This window comes from Lysobacter sp. TY2-98, from assembly GCF_003367355.1.
GTDB lineage: Bacteria > Pseudomonadota > Gammaproteobacteria > Xanthomonadales > Xanthomonadaceae > Cognatilysobacter.
On the sequence record NZ_CP031413.1, the window covers coordinates 1,202,684 to 1,220,963 of the forward strand.

General features: G+C 68.0%; 16 protein-coding genes and 1 other RNA gene. 3 read left to right on the plus strand and 14 right to left on the minus strand.

All coding sequences use genetic code 11. The features are described 5' to 3' along the window. Window positions 1-56: 56 nt before the first annotated feature. The 5 genes from dnaJ to hrcA form a co-directional block, all read right to left on the minus strand. The gene (gene dnaJ, locus DWG18_RS05660) at window positions 57-1,181 is read right to left on the minus strand and encodes a molecular chaperone DnaJ (RefSeq protein ID WP_115646173.1); all 1,125 of its coding nucleotides are present in this window, start codon (window positions 1,179-1,181) and stop codon (window positions 57-59) included. Further along, entirely contained in the window at window positions 1,168-1,767 is a 600-nt protein-coding gene (locus DWG18_RS05665; protein ID WP_115646175.1) for a TMEM175 family protein, read from the minus strand. Before DWG18_RS05665 ends, dnaJ begins: the two co-directional genes overlap by 14 nt. 57 nt (window positions 1,768-1,824) lie before the next feature. After that, the gene (dnaK, locus tag DWG18_RS05670; protein WP_115646177.1) at window positions 1,825-3,753 is read right to left on the minus strand and encodes a molecular chaperone DnaK; all 1,929 of its coding nucleotides are present in this window, start codon (window positions 3,751-3,753) and stop codon (window positions 1,825-1,827) included. A gap of 93 nt (window positions 3,754-3,846) precedes the next feature. Then, window positions 3,847-4,371 (minus strand): nucleotide exchange factor GrpE, encoded by a 525-nt coding sequence (gene grpE / locus DWG18_RS05675; RefSeq protein WP_115646178.1) that lies wholly within the window; start codon window positions 4,369-4,371, stop codon window positions 3,847-3,849. A gap of 73 nt (window positions 4,372-4,444) precedes the next feature. Beyond that, window positions 4,445-5,500, minus strand: a complete 1,056-nt coding sequence (gene hrcA, locus DWG18_RS05680) for a heat-inducible transcriptional repressor HrcA (RefSeq protein WP_115646180.1) — start codon at window positions 5,498-5,500, stop codon at window positions 4,445-4,447. Window positions 5,501-5,584: 84 nt separating this feature from the next. Here hrcA and recN point away from each other — a divergent pair, with 84 nt between their 5' ends. Beyond that, window positions 5,585-7,261: a DNA repair protein RecN gene (recN, locus tag DWG18_RS05685; protein ID WP_115646181.1), complete on the plus strand. Its 1,677-nt coding sequence runs from the start codon at window positions 5,585-5,587 to the stop codon at window positions 7,259-7,261. A gap of 81 nt (window positions 7,262-7,342) precedes the next feature. Here the strand turns inward: recN and fur are convergent, their stop codons facing one another. Then, a complete protein-coding gene (gene fur, locus DWG18_RS05690) occupies window positions 7,343-7,750 on the minus strand; it encodes a ferric iron uptake transcriptional regulator (RefSeq protein ID WP_115646183.1) in 408 nt (135 codons plus the stop codon). A gap of 165 nt (window positions 7,751-7,915) precedes the next feature. On the opposite strand from fur, the gene bamE reads away from it, so the two are divergent. Then, on the plus strand, window positions 7,916-8,317 hold the full coding sequence (gene bamE / locus DWG18_RS05695) for an outer membrane protein assembly factor BamE (RefSeq protein ID WP_115646184.1): 402 nt from the start codon (window positions 7,916-7,918) through the stop codon (window positions 8,315-8,317). Window positions 8,318-8,325: 8 nt separating this feature from the next. On the opposite strand, the gene DWG18_RS05700 is transcribed toward bamE, so the two are convergent. After that, on the minus strand, window positions 8,326-8,577 hold the full coding sequence (locus DWG18_RS05700) for an RnfH family protein (RefSeq protein ID WP_205289403.1): 252 nt from the start codon (window positions 8,575-8,577) through the stop codon (window positions 8,326-8,328). After that, window positions 8,574-9,005 (minus strand): SRPBCC family protein, encoded by a 432-nt coding sequence (locus DWG18_RS05705; protein WP_115646186.1) that lies wholly within the window; start codon window positions 9,003-9,005, stop codon window positions 8,574-8,576. Before DWG18_RS05705 ends, DWG18_RS05700 begins: the two co-directional genes overlap by 4 nt. 48 nt (window positions 9,006-9,053) lie before the next feature. Between DWG18_RS05705 and smpB the strand changes: the two genes are divergently transcribed. Beyond that, the gene (smpB, locus tag DWG18_RS05710) at window positions 9,054-9,563 is read left to right on the plus strand and encodes an SsrA-binding protein SmpB (RefSeq protein WP_115646187.1); all 510 of its coding nucleotides are present in this window, start codon (window positions 9,054-9,056) and stop codon (window positions 9,561-9,563) included. 12 nt (window positions 9,564-9,575) lie between these two features. On the opposite strand, the gene DWG18_RS05715 is transcribed toward smpB, so the two are convergent. The 6 genes from DWG18_RS05715 to DWG18_RS05740 form a co-directional block, all read right to left on the minus strand. Further along, window positions 9,576-11,738 (minus strand): CHASE domain-containing protein, encoded by a 2,163-nt coding sequence (locus DWG18_RS05715; protein WP_115646189.1) that lies wholly within the window; start codon window positions 11,736-11,738, stop codon window positions 9,576-9,578. A gap of 77 nt (window positions 11,739-11,815) precedes the next feature. After that, window positions 11,816-12,169: a transfer-messenger RNA gene (ssrA, locus tag DWG18_RS05720) on the minus strand. A gap of 52 nt (window positions 12,170-12,221) precedes the next feature. Beyond that, entirely contained in the window at window positions 12,222-12,920 is a 699-nt protein-coding gene (gene pdeM, locus DWG18_RS05725; protein ID WP_115646190.1) for a ligase-associated DNA damage response endonuclease PdeM, read from the minus strand. After that, window positions 12,910-15,642 (minus strand): ligase-associated DNA damage response DEXH box helicase, encoded by a 2,733-nt coding sequence (locus DWG18_RS05730; protein ID WP_115646192.1) that lies wholly within the window; start codon window positions 15,640-15,642, stop codon window positions 12,910-12,912. The genes pdeM and DWG18_RS05730 overlap by 11 nt, the downstream gene beginning before the upstream one ends. Continuing rightward, window positions 15,639-17,231: an ATP-dependent DNA ligase gene (locus DWG18_RS05735; RefSeq protein WP_115646194.1), complete on the minus strand. Its 1,593-nt coding sequence runs from the start codon at window positions 17,229-17,231 to the stop codon at window positions 15,639-15,641. The genes DWG18_RS05730 and DWG18_RS05735 overlap by 4 nt, the downstream gene beginning before the upstream one ends. Then, window positions 17,228-18,223, minus strand: a complete 996-nt coding sequence (locus tag DWG18_RS05740; protein ID WP_115646195.1) for a ligase-associated DNA damage response exonuclease — start codon at window positions 18,221-18,223, stop codon at window positions 17,228-17,230. Before DWG18_RS05740 ends, DWG18_RS05735 begins: the two co-directional genes overlap by 4 nt. Between the last annotated feature and the right edge of the window lie 57 nt (window positions 18,224-18,280).

The window sequence follows — 18,280 nt, forward strand, 5'->3', positions numbered from 1 at the left end:
CGCTATTCGCGATGGCGTTCGCGCCCGCAGGACGCAGTGCGTCCTAGCGCGGGCGCTCACCCCGTCATTCGTTCCCAGAACCCTTTGACGCCGTCGAGAAACGTGGACGCCCGCGGCGAATGGCGACGCGCCCCCTCGCCCACGAACGTCGCCTCGAACTTCTCGAGCAACTCGCGCTGCTCCGGCGTCAGGTTCACCGGCGTTTCGACGACCACGCGGCAGTAGAGGTCGCCCTCGCTGCGGCTGCGCACCGAACGCACGCCCTTTCCGCGCAGGCGGAACTGCTTGCCCGTCTGCGTCTCCGAGGGAATGCGCAGCTCGACCTCGCCACCCAGCGTCGGCACGCGGATGGTGTCGCCGAGCGACGCCTGCGAGATGCGGATCGGCACTTCGCAGTGCAGGTCGTCGCCGTCACGCTGGAATATCTCGTGCTCGCGCACGCGGATGTCGACGTAGAGATCGCCGGGCGGCGTGCCCGCGGGGCCGGCTTCGCCCTCACCGGCGAGCCGGATGCGATCGCCGTTGTCGACGCCGGCCGGAATCTTGACCTGCAGCGTCTTGGTGCGTTCGACGCGGCCCTGCCCGCCGCAGTCGTCGCACGGGTTGGCGATGATCTTGCCGCGCCCGCCGCAATGCGGGCAGCCCTGCTGCATCGAGAAGATGCCGCGCTGGAACCGCACTTGGCCACGTCCCTGGCAGGTGCCGCAGGTCTCGAGCTTGCCGTCTTCAGAACCGCTGCCGTCGCAGGTTTCGCACTCTTCGAGCGTCGGGATCTCGATCTGCTTGTCGACGCCGCCGACCGCTTCCTCGAGCACCAGTTCCATCACGTAGCCGATGTCGGCGCCGCGGCGTGGGCCGCGCTGCGCGCCGCCACCAAAGATGTTGCCGAAGATGTCGCCGAAGATGTCGCCCATGTCGGCGAAACCGGGGCCCGGGCCGCCACCGCCCATGCCGTGCTCGAACGCGGCGTGGCCGTGCGCGTCGTACGCGCGGCGCTTGTTGGCGTCGGACAGCGTTTCGTACGCCTCCTTGCACTCCTTGAACGCTTCCTCGGACGCCTTGTCGTCCGGATTGCGGTCCGGATGGTGCTTCATCGCCAGGCGGCGATAGGCCTTCTTCAGGTCGTCGTCGCTGGCGTCGCGGGCGACGCCCAGGACTTCGTAGTAGTCACGCTTGCTCATGGTGCACGGTGTCTTGGAGGCGGTGTTCGATACGGCGGTCGGGGACAATCCACATCGCGGCGACGAGGGCGTACAACGCCTGCGCTGCCCATGTGTTGACGAAGGCCAGCGCGATGCCGGTCATGTAAAGCGCAACGGGTAGAACGGATTTCCAGCCCCACGGATCGACTGCGCGCGATAGCGTCGAATCGCGTCCGCTGGCGCGCATCAGCGATGACTGGAACGGCAACCACGCGATCGCCGCCATCATCAGCATCACGCCGTAGACCGCCACCGGCGTCGCCGCGTCGTGGTGTTCGCCCATCCACGCGGTGGCGAAGGGGAACATCGACAACCAGAACAGCAGATGCAGGTTCGCCCAGAGCACCCGACCGTCGACACGCGTCGCCGCGTGCAGGAAATGATGGTGGTTGTTCCAGTAGATCCCGACGTAGATGAAGCTCAGCACGTAGCTCACGAACACAGGCAGCAGGGGCTGCAGGTCCGCGAGCTGGTTGCCGTGGGGCGCGCGCAGCTCCAGCACCATGATGGTGATGATGATGGCGAGCACGCCATCACTGAACGCTTCGAGCCGCCCCTTGTTCATCGCCGTCCCCGTCGAAGGAAAGGCGCCGGTCGGTGACCGGCGCCTCGCGACAGCATCTTACTTGGCGTCGTCGCCCTTCACCTCGGTGAATTCGGCATCGACGACATCGTCGTTGCGCGACCCACCGCCCGGATTCGCACCCGCGGCGCCGTCATCACCACCGCCCGCACCTGCCTGCGCGACCGCCAGCAGCGACTGCGCCGCCTCTTCAAGTGCCCGGCTCTTCGCCTCGATCTGGCCCTTGTCGTCGCCCTTCATCGCGGTCTCGAGGTCGGCGATCGCCGTTTCGGCGCGACCGATCGCGTCGCCCGGCACCTTCTCGCCGTGCTCCTTGATCGCGCCGCGGGTCATGTGGATCAGGCCGTCGGCGTGGTTACGCGCAGCGACGAGTTCGTGGAACTTCTTGTCCTCTTCGCGATTGGCCTCGGCGTCCTCGACCATCCGCTTGATCTCGTCCTCGGACAGACCGGAGCCCGCCTTGATCTCGACCTTCTGCTCCTTGCCCGTCTTCTTGTCCTTGGCGGTGACGTGCACGATGCCGTTGGCGTCGATGTCGAACGTGACCTCGACCTGCGGCAGGCCGCGCGGTGCCGGCTCGATGCCGGTCAGGTCGAAGCGCGCCAGCGACTTGTTGTAGCGGGCCTGTTCGCGCTCACCCTGCAGCACGTGCACGGTGACAGCGGACTGGTTGTCTTCCGCGGTCGAGAAGGTCTGCGAGGCCTTGGTCGGAATGGTCGTGTTCTTCTCGATGATCTTGGTGAACACACCGCCCAGCGTCTCGATGCCGAGGCTCAGCGGGGTCACGTCGAGCAGCAGCACGTCCTTGACGTCGCCCTTCAGCACGCCGCCCTGCACGGCCGCGCCGATCGCGACCGCTTCGTCCGGATTGACGTCCTTGCGCGGCTCCTTGCCGAAGAAATCGGCAACGGCCTGCTGCACCTTCGGCATGCGGGTCTGGCCGCCGACGAGGATGACTTCGGTGATGTCGGAGGCGCGCAGGCCGGCATCGTTGAGCGCGACACGGCACGGCTCGATCGTCTTCTTGACGAGGTCGTCGACCAGCGCTTCGAGCTTGGCGCGCGTCAGCTTGATGTTGAGGTGCTTCGGGCCCGACGCGTCGGCCGTGACGTACGGCAGGTTGACGTCGGTCTGCTGCGCGCTGGAGAGCTCGATCTTCGCGCGCTCGGCCGCGTCCTTCAGGCGCTGCAGCGCCAGCGGATCCTTGCGCAGGTCGATGCCCTGCTCGCGCTGGAATTCCTCGACGAGGTAGTCGATGACGCGCTTGTCGAAGTCCTCGCCGCCGAGGAACGTGTCGCCGTTCGTCGCGAGCACTTCGAACTGCTTCTCGCCGTCGACTTCCGCGATCTCGATGATCGACACGTCGAACGTGCCGCCGCCGAGGTCGTACACGGCGATCTTGCGATCGGCGCCGCCCTTGTCGAGGCCGTAGGCCAGCGCGGCCGCGGTGGGCTCGTTGATGATGCGCTTGACGTCGAGACCCGCGATGCGGCCGGCGTCCTTGGTCGCCTGGCGCTGCGAATCGTTGAAGTACGCCGGCACCGTGATCACGGCTTCCGTGACCGTCTCGCCCAGGTAGGCCTCGGCGGTCTTCTTCATCTTCGCGAGCACTTCGGCGGAGATCTGCTGCGGCGCCATCTTCCTGCCATCAGCGGTTTCGACCCACGCGTCGCCGTTCTCGTGCGCGACGATCTTGTACGGCACCAGGTCGATGTCCTTCTGCACCTCCGCGTCGGTGAACTTGCGGCCGATGAGGCGCTTCACCGCGTAGAAGGTGTTCTTCGGATTGGTCACCGCCTGGCGCTTGGCCGAGGCGCCGACGAGGACTTCGCCGTCCTTCGTGTAGGCGACGATCGACGGGGTGGTGCGATCACCCTCCGCGTTCTCGATGACGCGCACCTTCGTGCCTTCCATGACCGCGACGCACGAGTTGGTCGTGCCGAGGTCGATACCGATGATCTTGCCCATGGGTTGCTCCTGCGAATTCAAATGTCGGGGGCGCGGTGCGCCGATAAGCCGTATCTATGGACCGTCGGCGCCGGTTCAAGGCGCCGGCCGCGATCAGGACTGCGCGACGACCACCAGCGCGGGCCGCAGCAGCCGGTCGTTCAGCAGCCAGCCCTTCTGGTAGACCTGCACCACATGGTTCTCCGGGGTGTCGCCGCCCGGCACCATGCTCATCGCCTGGTGGTGTTCGGGGTTGAACGGCTGGCCCTTCGGATCGACGGGCACGAGGCCATTGTCCGAGGCCACCTTCAACAGCTGGCGCAGCGTCAGCTCCATGCCTTCGCGCAGCGCCCCTGCGCTCTCGCCGGCCTGGCCGAGGCCTGCCTCGAGGCTGTCGATCACCGGCAGCAGGTCGCTGAGCAGGCGCTCGTTCGCGAACTTGCGTGCGCTGTCGATATCGCGCGCTACGCGGCGGCGCTGGTTCTCGAGATCGGCGCGGTCGCGCAGGACGTCCTCGCGCAACTGGGCGAGTTCGGTGGTCGCGGCGTCGAGCTGGGTCTGCAGTGCGGCGCAGCAGTCCTTCACGGCGCCATCGCTGACGGGTGCGGCGTCAGGGGGCATCGGCTGTTCGGTGGTCATCGCAGGCGGGGTCTCCATCGCGCAGGGTCGCGCGCCGGTGCCTGCTATGGGGTCGTACGGTCTCGATTCAAGGTCAGACGCTGCGATCGCCGGTGTTCAGCGCATCGCCGAGGATGTCCGCAGCCGCCTGCACCACGGGGATCACGCGGTCGTAGGCCATGCGCGTAGGCCCGATCACACCCAGCACGCCGAGCACGCGCCCACCCGACGTATACGGCGCCGTCACGAGGGACACGCCGTCGAGCGGTGCGAGCCCAGTCTCCTCGCCGATGAAGATGCGGACACCCGGCGCCTGTGCAGTACGTTCGAGCAACTGCAGGATCTCCCGCTTGCGCGAAAACGCGTCGAACAATTCGCGAAGCCGCTCCACGTCGGCGAGTTCCTGCACGCCCATGAGCCGCGTCTGCCCGGCGACGAGCATGTCCTCGTCGGCTGGCGCGAGTGCCTGCTCCGCGAGTTCGATCGAACGCCCCATCAGGCGATGCAGTTCGTCCTGCGCAGTGCGCATCTCGTGCAGCAGGACGTTGCGGATGTCCGCGAGCGGACGTCCCGCGAAGTGCTGGTTGAGATAGTTCGCGACGCGTTCCAGCTCGCCCGACTCGAAGGGCCGTCGCGCCTGGATAATGCGGTTCTGCACGTCGCCGTCGGCGAATACCACGATCGCGAGCACACGCTGCTCGTCCATCGGCACGAATTCGATGCGTCGGAATGCGAACTGCTCGCGCCCGGGCACGCTGACGACGCCGACGAAATGCGTCATCGCGGACAGCAGCTCCGTCGCGCTCCCCAACAATGCCTGCGTGCCCGAACCGGTCGGCAGCTCGCCGCGCAGGCGCGCGACTTCGCCGTCGGGCAGCGGGTTGACCTGCAGCAGCGAGTCGACGAACAGTCGATAGCCCTGCGCCGTCGGAATGCGCCCGGCGGACGTATGGGGCGCGCTCAGCAGGCCGGCCTCCTCCAGGTCCGCCAGGATGTTGCGGATCGTGGCCGCGCTGACGTCCAGCCCTGCATGGCGTGCCAGCGTCTGCGAGCCGATCGGCTCGCCGCTATGGATGTAGCGCGCGATCAGCGTGCGCAGCAGCTGGCGCGCACGCGGATCCTGGGCGGGGTCGAGGGGACGGCGACTCATGGCGGACCTATAAGCTGCGGGACGGGCGCGTGCAAGCCGTGTCGTCGCTTCGCGTGCGACGCCCGCCCGGGCACAATTCGCGCCATGCTGACCCAACTCTCGCTGAAGCAGTTCGCCGTCGTCACGGGGGCCGAGCTCGAATTCGGACCCGGCCTCACGGTCATCTCCGGCGAGACCGGCGCCGGCAAGTCGCTGCTCGTCGACGCGCTGGGCCTGTTGTCGGGCCTGCGCGCGGACAGCGGCGTGGTCCGCCACGGCGCTGAGCGCGCGGAACTCTCCGCCGGGTTCGACCTGGCCGACGCACCCGCCGCCCGCGACTGGCTGCGCGAGAACGAGCTGGACGACGAGGACGAGGTCGGCGCCTGCCGCATTCGCCGCGTCATCCGCGCCGATGGCGGTTCGAAGGCCTGGATCAACGGCCGACCGGCGACGATCGCGCAGCTCACCGAGCTCGCCGGCCACCTCGTCGAGATCCACGGTCAGCACGAGCATCAGGCCCTGCTCTCCCGCAGCAGCCAACTCGCGCTGCTCGATGCGTTCGGCCGCACCGACGCCGAAGTCGCCGCGGTGGCGACCGCCGCGGCTGCGTGGAGCGAACTGCTGCGCGAACGCGAACACCTCTCCGCGCAGGGCGACGTCTCCGATCGCATCGACTGGCTGCAGCACCAGCTCGAGGAGCTCGAACGCGAGGACCTGGAACCCGAGAGCCTGGAAAAGCTGCAGGCCGACCACCGCCGCTTCGGTCACGCCACCGCGCTCATCGGCGCCTGTGACAACGCCTTCGCGCGCCTTGGGGGTGACGACGGCCCGTCGATTTCACGCGTGCTCGGCCAGGTGCGCGGCGAACTCGCGCGTGCGACCGAACACGAACCACGCCTGGCGGAGGTCGACACCATGCTCGACCTCGCCACCATCCAGATCGACGAGGCCATCGCGGCGCTCGACCGCGTGCGCAGCGATCTCGACATCGAGCCGGACACCTTCGAGCGCCTCGAACGCCGGCTCGGCCGCCTGCACGAGCTCGGACGCAAGCATCGTGTGCCGGTGGAGCAGCTCGCCGCACGACGCGACGGCATCCGTGAGGAAGTCGATGCGCTGCGCGGTGCCGGCGAACGTCTTGCGAAACTCGACGATGAGATTGTCCGCGCACGCGACGGCTGGAGCCTCGCCGCCGTACGCCTCACCGCGGCGCGCACGAAGGCGGCGCGCGAGCTGTCCTCAGCAACGACGGCGCTGATGGGCGAACTCGGGATGGGCGGCGGCACGTTCGACGTTGCCTTCGAACCGACGTCAGCCGACCGTCCCGATCCGCACGGCGCCGAGCGCATCGAGTTCATGGTCAGCGCCAATCCCGGCCAGCCGCCGCGCGCACTGCGCAAGGTTGCTTCGGGCGGTGAACTCGCGCGCATCTCGCTGGCGATCGAAGTCGCGTCGCTGGGCATGGATGCGGTGCCGACGATGATTTTCGACGAGGTCGACACCGGAATCGGTGGCGCCGTCGCGCACATCGTCGGGCAGAAGCTGCGTGCGCTCGGGGACCATCGCCAGGTGCTGTGCGTCACCCACCTGCCGCAGGTCGCCGCGCAGGGCCATTCGCACTATCGCGTCATGAAGTCCAAGAGCGACGGCGTCACGCAAAGCGAAGTGCGGTCGCTGTCGACGAAGGAACGCGAAGAGGAACTCGCGCGCATGCTGGGAGGCGTCGAGCTCACCAAGGAAGCGCGTGCTGCGGCGAAGCGCCTGCTGCAGGACGTCGACTGAGAACGTCGAGACGCGCTTCGCTACGCGATCAACGCGGTCTCTTGGGGCGCCGCCGCCAACCGCGGCAGCGGCAAAGGCCCGTCAAGCGGTCTTCTTGCGACGCACGTACAGCACGAGCGAGTGCGCCTCGATCTCGTAGCCATGCTGGGCGGCGATCTTCTGCTGCAGCGCCTCGATCTCGGCGCTTTCAAATTCGATGATCTTGCCGGTGTCGACGTCCACCATGTGGTCGTGATGGTCGCCGCGATCGAGTTCGTACACCGACTGGCCCGACTCGAAGTGGTGCTTGAGCACCAGCCCGGCGGCCTCGAACTGCGTCAGCACGCGGTAGACGGTGGCGAGACCGATGTCCTCGCCGTCCTCCAGCAGACGCCGGTAGATGTCCTCGGCGGTCATGTGGCGCACCTGCGCCTTCTCGAGCACGTCGAGAATGCGGAGCCGGGGGTGGGTGACCTTCAGGCCGACGTTGCGCAGGTCTTGCGATTCCATCGAAGCTCCGGAGCGGCCGCGTGCGATGCGCGGCCCGGCGGGACGGGATCGCCGAATCGCACGCTCAACCGGAGCTGACGCGGCGTTCCGCGCGGGGTGCGACAGGCGGACGGCAGTGTATCATCCGCCGGTCCACGACCCTCGTCGTGCCGAGTCTTCGAGCCCATGCGAAAGCTGCTTCCCGTCCTCGCCGCCGCCCTGCTCACCGCGGGTTGCGGCATCGTCTATCACCAGCCGGTCTACCAGGGCAATCTGCTCGAGAAGTCGGCGGTCGATCAGCTCCAGGCGGGCATGGACAAGCAGCAGGTCATCCTCCTGCTGGGTTCGCCGTCGGTGTCCGACCCGTTCCATCAGGATCGCTGGGACTACACGTCCACCGAGCGCACCGGTCGCACGAGCCGCGTCGAGAAGAAGAACTTCACCGTCTACTTCGAAGGCGACCACGTCACGCGCTGGGAAGGCGACTACTTCCCGGAGCAGGACGAGCAGCTCGCGCGCGAGACCGTGCGCCAGTTCGGTCCGAACCTCGCGAAGGACAAGGACAAGAAGAAGCGTCGCGGCGGCTGATCGCCGCCTCAGGGCACCTTGCGCTGGGCGCGCCGTCGGCGCGCGTCTTTCGGGTCCGCGATGAGCGGACGCAGTATCTCGATCCGGTCGCCATCGGCGAGCACACGCTCGCCGTTCGCACGTTCCCCGAACACTGCCACGTCGCCCGCGTCCCATCCGCTGGCCTGCAGCGCCTGCGCGACCGTCGTTCCGTCGGCGAGATCCAGCCACAGCGATTCGTGACGGCGCGGCCACGCGCGCACGAGTTCGACGCGGATCATGCGTCGCCGCGGTCCGCGGCTTTGACGAAGTCGTCGACCATGCGATCAGCCAGGCTCTGGAAGCCGAGCGCGAAGGCGCCGCCGAGCAGCTTCACGGTCGGCTCGAACTCCAGGGTGAGCGTGACGCGGCAGGCCGACTCGTCCAGCGCGTGGAATTCCCAGCGTCCCTTGAGGCGACGGAAGGGCCCGTCCACCAGCTGCAGGTCGATGTGGTGCGGCGGTGCGAGCGTGTTCTCGGTGACGAACCAGGTGCGGAAAGCGGCGACGCGCAGGTCGAGCCGCGCCTTCATTCGATCCGTCGATTCCTCGAGCACGGTCGCGCCGTCGCACCAGTCGAAACGCGACGGATAGGCGCGGACGTCGTTGACCAGCCCGAACATGCGGGCGGCGGAATGCTCGACGAGCGCCGTGCGGCGGATGGTGGGCATCTGCAGTCCTTCTCGCCGGGCCGCCCCGCGATCGGGGACAATGGCGCGATGAGCAAGAATTCGAAGGGTAAGGCCGGCAAGGATAAGTCAAAGGCCGCCGGCGGCACGATCGCGCTGAACAAGCGCGCGCGCCACGAGTACCACCTCGAGGAGCGCACCGAGGCCGGTCTCGCGCTGCAGGGCTGGGAGCTGAAGGCCATCCGTGCCGGTCGCGCCAACATCGGTGAGGCGTATGCCGTGGTGCGCAACGGCGAGATGTTCCTGTTCAACGCACAGATCACGCCGCTGATCTCGACGTCGACGCACACGATTCCGGAGGAACGTCGCACCCGCAAGCTGCTCATGCACCGCAACGAGATCGACTCGCTGATCGGCCGCATGCAACGCGACGGCTACACCGTCGTGCCCACCGCGCTGTACTGGAAGGGCAACAAGGTGAAGGCCGAGGTCGCGCTCGCGAAGGGCAAGAAGGAGCACGACAAGCGCGATACGGCGAAGGAACGCGATTGGCAGCGCGAAAAGCAGCGCGCCATGCGTGCGCACAACCGTGACGCGTGAACCGGCGCCGATCTAGACGTCGACCGCACCGGGCAGCGTGAAGTAGAACGTCGCGCCCTCGCCCACCGCGCCTTCCGCGCGGATCGTGCCGCCATGGCGTTCGACGATGCGGCGGACGGTCGCCAGTCCAATGCCGTGGCCGGCGAAATGCTCTTCGGTATGCAGGCGCTGGAACGGGCGGAACAGCTTGTCGACGTAGTCCTGCGAGAAACCCGCGCCGTTGTCGCGGACGAAGTATTCGCCGAGGGCGGTCATGCCAAACGCGATGACCGCCGGGTCGCGGTCACGCGTGAACTTCCACGCATTGCCGATCAGGTTGTGCAGCAGGTTGCGCAACAGCGTGGCGTCGCCGTCGAGTTCGAGGCCGGGCTGGACGATGGCTTCGACCCTGCGCGTGGAGTCGGCGACGTGCAGCTCCTCGATGACTTCCGTCGCCATGCGGCTGAGGTCGACCGCCTCGATCTTCAACGCGCTGCGTGACAGGCGCGACAGCTGCAGCATCGAATCGATGAGCTCGCCCATCCGCGTTGCCGCACGCCGCACGCGGGACAAGTAGTCGCGACCCGGGTCGTCGAGACGATCGGCGTAACGTTCGGCGAGGATGCGACTGAAGCCGTCGATCGCACGCAGCGGCGCGCGCAGGTCATGCGAGACGCTGTAGGCGAAGGACTCCAGCTCCTGATTGGCCCGCATCAGCTCGCGCGTGCGCAGCGCGACGCGCGCTTCGAGTGTGCGGTTGAGTGCGTGTACGCGTGCTTCGGCGAGCAGCCGCTCGGTGACGTCCTCCATCTGCAGCAGGCCGGAGACGTCCTGCCCGATGTTGCCGGGAATCGGCGAATAGGTGAGATGCACGTGGCGCGTCGTGCCGTCCGGGCGATGGAACCGACGCATCGCGCGCCAGACGCCGTCGCCGTCGTTGCGCGCCAGCGATTCGCCTTCGCGCAGCTCGAACAGCGATTCGAACGGCAGCCCGACGATCACATCGGGACGGCGCCCGAACATCGCAGCGAACGCCGGATTGATGTCGACGATGCAACCACGACTGTCGACCAGCGCCTTGCCGATGGCGGAGTACTGCATCGCAGCGCGGAAGCGGACTTCACTGCGGCGGAATTCTTCCGTCAGCCGACCGGCGATCTCGCGCGCCCGTGTGCCCGTCCGCGCCAGCGTGAACGCGACGCCGTACAGCAGCAACGCAGCGATCAGACCGAGCGCGAGACTGCCCTGCAGCGTGCGCAGACCGGGCACGGCATCGTTGACTGGTTGCGACGCGAAGTCGAAGCGCCAGCGACGTCCGTAGAGATTGACGGTGGTGCTACGTCGGAAGGCCGGATCGACGACACGACGACCGCCGTCGTACAGGGAGCGCGCCACCGGGTCGCTGACGTCGACGATGCGCACGTGCATGTCGTCGAGATGGCTGCCGAGCGCCGTTTCGACCATCTCGCGCACGTGGAACGGCACGTAGATCCAGCCCTGCATCGCCTCGCGACGCGCCGACACCGTCGCCGGCTGGTCGCCCGCGCGATAGATCGGCAGGTAGATCTGCACGCTGCTGCGGGGCGTCGGGGCGTCCTGGATCAGCTGCACCGCGCCACTGAGGCGCGGCCGACCCGTCTCCAGCGCCGCCTCCATCGCCTCGTGGCGGATGGGCTCGCTGTACATGTCATAGCCGATCGCGGCGACGTTTTCGGGGCGACGCGGCTCGAGATAGAGGACAGGGCCGTAGTACGCGCGGATGCCGCGGGGACGGACGTTCAGTAGGCCGTAGCCGGACTCGCGCCACTCCAGCTGGAGATCGGGCAGGCGCGAATTCGGCACGAAGCCTGCGAAACCGAGGCCGAGGATCGCCGGATAGCGGTCGGCGATGCCCATGCCTTCGACGTAGGACTGCCACTGTCGCGGCGTCGGGCGCGCGACCGAGGCAAACAGCGAAACGCCGCCGCGCGTGATGAGTTCGTACTGCGCGAGCCGCGCCTGCACGATGCCCGCGACTTCATCGCTGTCGGCTTCGAACTGCGCACGCGCGGCGCGCATCTCGCGGGTGCGCGTATTCGTCCAGGCCCACGCGACCAGCAGCAGCGACGCGATGAGCACGCCGAACGCCAGCAAGTGGCTGCCGCGTGGCACCACCCGCGACCACAGCGATTCCTTCGGCTGGCCACCCTCGTCCATCGCCACAGCATACCGTCGCGGTTCGGGGTGTCGTCACGCGTAAAAAAAGGCCCAGCCTTGCGGCCGGGCCTCTTGATTGGTGGAGGTGGGCGGAATCGAACCGCCGTCCGAAGGCACTCCATCCCCGGCACTACATGCTTAGCGCTCCGTTAGATCTCGTCCCGTGACAGCACGGCGCGCAAAGCGCGTCAAAGGACCAGCCTGCGAACTCTTAGCTGGCGACGGGCAGGCGGCCCCCTCCAGCGATTCCGTGATAATGACCCTACGCTGCGAGCACGGACACAAGCAGTTTCGGGGCTTACGCCTTAAGCGGCGAGAGCGTAGTTGTCGTCGTTGGCAACTAAAGTTTTGCGGCTGGATTTACGAGGAAAGCTGCCCCCTCGGCATGCGCCAGGCGATTTCGCGACCCCCGTCGAAGCCAGTGCACCCCCGGGGACAGCATGTTTCGCTGACCCGGCCAGTATAGGCCTGCCGGCGCCCGCCTCAACCCTTCGCGCGACGGCGGCTGGCCGCCGATTCAGCCGCCCGGCGCTGGACCCACGCCGCCGTGCCCGCCGCGCAGACGACGATACCGTCCGCCCGCGACGCTTCGACCTGACAGCCGCCGGTGAACTCCGAGAACGCGGGCAGCACGGTCGTCCGCGGCTGCAGCCAGAACGCGGGCCAGCGCCTCGCGCCGAGTTCCGCGATCCCGATGCAGGGATGCAGGTGACCGCTCAACACGTGGAGGCCGTCCACCTCGACCGGTTCGTGCCGGAGTGCGAACGGTCCGATATCGAAGGCTTCCCCGAGCAGCTCGACGTCGAGTCCGGCCTGCGCCAGCACGCGATCGTGGTTGCCGGTGAGCGCGGCGACATCGACCTGCGCATGCGCCGCGTACCACGCCGCCCAGTCGCGCAGCCACGCGCTGTCATGCACCGCGCCGTGCAGCACGTCGCCGAGGATCCAGACCGACGTCGCCCCGGTGAGCGCCACGGCGTCGGCGAGCCGGCCGAGATCGCTGGCCGTGCCACCACGCGGCAGACCGATGCCGGCCCGGCGGAATACGTCGCCCTTGCCGAGGTGCAGGTCCGACAGGAACAAGCGCCGCTCGCGCGGCCAGAACAGCGCACGCGCCGCGAGCAGTTGCATGGACTCGCCGGCGATCTCGGCGTCGACCCAGAGGCCGTGATCAGCGGCCATGCCGCTTCTCCAGCCGGGCGGCGGCACGCTGCACGCGCGTCTTCCAGTCCTCGGTGCTCAGATGCCCGCGGATGCCTTCCGCCCACAGCGGGAACGACAGCGGCGTGAGCCCGCGCGGACGCAGCAGCATCACGTCGCGCGACGCGCAGTCGTCGAGCACGCGTTGCAGGCGCTGCACTTCGAGCTGTCCGGCGAACACCTCGCGCTCGGCGAGTTCGAGCAGCATGTGATGGGGGTCGTAGCGCTGCAGCACGTCGTACAGCAGCCCGCTCGATGCCTGCAGCTGGCGCATGCTCTTCTGCGGTCGCCCGGGCACCGTCGGCGGCAACAGGCCCGCGATGCGCGCGATGTCGCGAAACTGGCGACGCGCGAGCTCGCCCAGATTGAGGCTTTCGCGAAGATCCTCGAACAGGCGTTCGGGCGACATCAGCTCGTGCAGCAGCGCTTCTTCGACGTGCAGCTCGCGCGTGGGCTTGAGGACGAATCCGTAGTCATTCGCGGCGTAGCCGAACGTATTGGGCTCGACGCGTCCCCACCGCAACGACAGCAGCGCGGCGAGCCCTTCGTTGGCGAGTCGTCCCGCGAACGGGAAGACGAACAGCTGCGGCCCTTCGCGCGTCTTCGTCCATTCGACGAGCAATTGCCCCGCGCGCGGCAGAGACGAGATGCGCGACTGCAGTTCCAGCAGGCCCGCGACCGCGCGCATCTCCGGCACATCGAGCGGCCGCGCGAGCAGGCGCTCCACGCGTGCCGACAACTCCATCGACAGCGGCTGTCGGATGCCGGTCCACTGCGGCACCATCCCCTCGCCCGCCGGCGCGCGTTTGACGAGTGCCGTCATCGCTTCCATGCGAACCAGTTCGAGCATGCGCCCGGAAAACAGGAAACGATCGCCCGGCTTCAGACGCGCAACGAAGACTTCCTCCACCGCACCCAATGTGCCGCCGCGCACCAGTCGCACCGCGACGCTGCCCTCACTGGTGATCGTGCCGATCGACAGACGATGACGCAGCGCGACGCGGCGGTCGTGCACGACGTAGCGCCCGCACTCATCGCGCACCACGCGCTGGAAATCCGGATAGTGCTCGAGCGCGCGGCCGCCCTGGACGATGAAGTCGAGCACCGACTGCCAGGCTTCGTCCGCGAGCCCCGCGAACGCGTGCGTACCGCGTACCTCGCGCAGAAGCTCGTCGGCGTCGAAGCCGCCACCGAGCGCCAGCGTGACGCAGTGCTGCGCGAGCACGTCGAGACTCAGGCGCGGCGGACGACGCGCTTCCACCTCGCCCGCAGCGACGGCATCGCGCACTGCAGCGAACTCCACCATCTCGAGCATGTGCGTCGGCACGCAGACCACGTGCCCCGACTCGCCGGGCCGATGCTTCGCGCGTCCGGCGCGTTGCAGCAAGCGCGCCGTTCCCTTCGGGCTGCCGAGCTGGAACACCTGGTCGACGGCGGGGAAATCCACGCCGAGGTCGAGGCTCGACGTCGCCACCACGCAGCGCACACTGCCGTCGCGCAGCCCCGCCTCGGCTTCGGCGCGCAGGTGCGGATCGAGCGATCCATGATGCAGCGCGAGCGTCGACAGGTCCTCGGGCCACACCGCCTGCAGCGCCTGATGCCAGAGCTCGGCGAAGGCCCGCGTGTTGGTGAACAGCAGACTGGTGCGCGCCTCGAAGATACGTTCGGCCACGCGCGAGAGTTGTGCGAGTCCGAGATGGCCCGCCCACGGAAAGCGCTCGCCGGCTTCGGGCACGAGCGTTTCGAGCGTGACCGCGCGCGGCGTCGCGCCCGAAACCACCACCGACTCCGGCGCATGGGGCACCAGCACATCGCGCGCTTCGTCGAGATTGCCGAGCGTCGCCGACAGGCCCCAGATGCGGAGCGTCGGCGACATCGCGCGCAACCGCGCGAGGCAGAGCTGCAACAGCACGCCGCGCTTGGTGCCGAGCAGTTCGTGCCATTCGTCGACGACGACGCCCCGTAGCGACGTGAGACGCGCGGCGGTCTCGGGATACGACAGCAGCAACGCCAACGATTCGGGCGTGGTGACCAACGCATCGAGATGGCCGTCGCGTGCAAGCTTCTTGTCGCGCGCACTTGCGTCGCCCGTGCGCAGGCCGATCGACCAATCGAGCCCCAGCGCGTCCGCGGGTTCGCGGAGTGCGCGAAGCGTGTCGGCCGCAAGGGCGCGCAGTGGCGTGATCCACAGCACCTTGAGTTCGCGCTCGTCGGAGGTGCGCGCTGCTCCGCGCTGCATATCGCTGATGGCCTCGATCAGCGGCCCGCCGAACGCAGCCAACGTCTTGCCGCTTCCGGTCGGCGTGTGCAGCAGTCCGCTTTCGCCGCGCAGGTAGCGCGTCCAAACCTCGCGCTGGAATGGGGCCGGTGACCAGCCGCGGCGGTCGAACCAGTCGGCGAGCACCTGTTCCGGATCGCCCGTCGGTGCGTGACGTGCCGCGTGCGGTTGCGCGTCGACATCGACGACGCCTTCGAGCGCGCAGATGGGATCGGCATCCGCCGCGCGTCGTTGCTGCTCGCGCAGACGTTCTGCGCGTGCCGCGGCCTCAGCGCGTCGTCGCTCCGCCGCCGCACGACGCGAACGATCGCGACGGATCGATTCGACCGTCTGCCGCGGCGCTGTCGGATCGGGGCGTTCCGGATACGCCGCGTACGGATCCTCGCCTTCCGGCGGCGCCAAGCCCTTCAGCAACCAGCCGCTCATCGCGCCAGCGCCCGCAACGTATCGAGTTTGTCGGCGTCGCGGGGCGTCTTGTCGTGGCGCCAGCGCAGGATGCGCGGGAAGCGCACGGCGATGCCCGATTTGTGGCGACTCGAGCGGTTCACCGCTTCGAAGCCGAGCTCGAATACATGCGCGGCTTCCACCGAACGCACCGGCCCGAACCGCTCGATCGTATGTGCGCGGATCCAGCGGTCGAGCGCGAGGATTTCCTTGTCGTCCAGACCGGAATACGCCTTCGCGACCGGCACCAGCAGGTCGCCGTCCCACAAGCCGAACGTGTAGTCGGTGAACAGCGTGCTGCGTCGTCCGTGGCCCGACTGCGCATAGATCAGCACGGCATCGATGTTCAGCGGGTCGATCTTCCACTTCCACCAGTCGCCGCGACGGCGGCCCACCTGGTACGCCGACGCGCGACGCTTGAGCATCAATCCCTCGACACCGCGCTCGCGCGCCGCCTCACGAAGCGTGCGTGCATCGCTCCAGTCGCCGGCATCGACGACGGGCGACGGTACGAGACGCGGATCATTCGTCGACGACAGCAGGTCTTCGAGCAGCGAACGACGCTCGGCGAGCGGCAGCTCGCGCAGGTCGCGACCATCGAGTTCCAGCAGGTCGTAAGCGAGCACGCAGACCGGCGTATCCGCCAGCGTCTTCGGCCCCGGCTTGCGGCGCTGGATGCGCGTCTGTAGTGCAGTGAACGGCATGGGCTGCTCGTCGCCGGGCTTCCACGCCATGAGCTCGCCGTCGATCACGCAGTCACGCGGCAGCCGCGTGGCGGCGTCCTCGATCTCCGGAAAGCGTCCATCCAGACGTTCCTCGCCGCGCGACCACAACGCGATCTCGGGCCCGCGACGGATCAGCTGCAGGCGGATGCCGTCCCACTTCCATTCGAGCAGCCAGTCATCGACGGGGCCGAGCGTGTCGGCGTCCGCTTCCAGAGGCGACGCCAGGAAAAACGGATACGGTTGCTCGCGATCGCCCGGAAGCTCGTCCGGATTGAGCAGGTCGCGCAGGAACTGCGGCGTCGGCGCCCACGCGCCCAGCATGCGCTGCGCGAGGCGCGCGATGTCGATCCCCGACATGTCCGCCAACGCCTGCTGGACCAGGCGTTGCGACACGCCCACGCGCAGCGCACCCGTAAGCAGTTTGTTGAACGCGAGACGCTCGTCCGCGCACAACGAGCGCCAGCCCCCGACAACCGCTGCGCGGCGCTTCTCCGGATCGCGACCGGCGACCGGCAGCAAGCGCTTCTCGATCCAGTCGTGGAGCGGAACGTCGACAACGCCCTTCGCAGGATCGTCATAGAGCAACGTCAGTGTTTCGGCGAGGTCGCCGACGTGCGCGTAGCTCTCGTCGAACAGCCATTCCGGCGTGCCCGTTTCCTGCGACAGCCATTCACGCAGTTCGCGGGTGTTGGCGATCTTGGTGAGCTTGCCGCCCGACAGAAGCCGCAGCGCCCAGACCGCATCTTCGGGCGGCGCGTCGCGGAAATAGGCGACCAGCGCGGCGCGCTTGTCGAGCGTCGCGGTGCTGCGATCGAGTTCGGTGTAAAGCGCAGCAAAGCGTTTCACTCCGCCTCCTGTCCGTAGTCGGTCGCGAACGCTTCGGCGTCGATGCCGTCTTCGATCAGTGCACGGATGATCGCGTCGGTGTTGCCGTGCGTGGCGATCACGCGACGCGCGCCGGTCTCGCGGATCGTGCGCATCAGGTCCGGCCAGTCGGCGTGGTCGGACACGACGAAGCCGCGATCGTAGTTGCGACGCCGACGGTTTCCGCGCACGCGCATCCATCCCGAGGCGAACCCGGTCTGCGCGCCCCGGAAACGTCGCATCCACGGACTGCCCGCGGCGGACGGCGGCGCGATGATCAGCTCGCCCGCAAACTCCGCGCCTTTGGAGGTTTCCGAGACGGGGAGCGTCTCGACCATGCGGATGCCGGCATCGCGATACACCTGCACGCCGGCAGCAACCGCGCCATGCAGGTAGACGGGGCGATCGGTCCACATCCCCAGTTCCGCCAGCACGCGTTGCGCCTTGCCCAGGGCGTAACACAGCAGCACCGCCGCTTCGCCGCGCGTGGCGCAGTGGTCGCGCCACTCAACGATCTCGCGGGCGACGTCGCTGGTGTCGGGCCAGCGATAGATCGGCAGGCCGAACGTCGCCTCGGTGATAAAGGTGTCGCAGTCGACGACCTCGAAGGGCGCGCAGGTCGGATCGTGCTGGCGCTTGTAGTCGCCCGACGCGACCCAGACCTGTCCGTCGGCCTCGATGCGCACCTGCGACGAGCCCAACACGTGGCCGGCGGAATGGAACGAAACGCGGGCGTTGCCGAGTTCGAAGGCTTCGCCGTAGTCGAAGATCCGATACGCCTGCTCGCCCAGCCGCCAACGCAGGATGGGCAATCCATCACGCGCGGCAAAATATTCGGCATTGCCGATGCGCGCGTGGTCGCCGTGGCCATGCGTGATCACCGCACGCTCCACGGGTTTCCAGGGATCGATGTAGAAGTCGCCCTGCGGGCAATACAGCCCTTCACGGCGAAGCACGACGAGATCGGAAGGCATGCAGCGACCGTATGCAACGGTGCGTCGGCGCGCTGACAAGGGCGCAGATCGACGGTA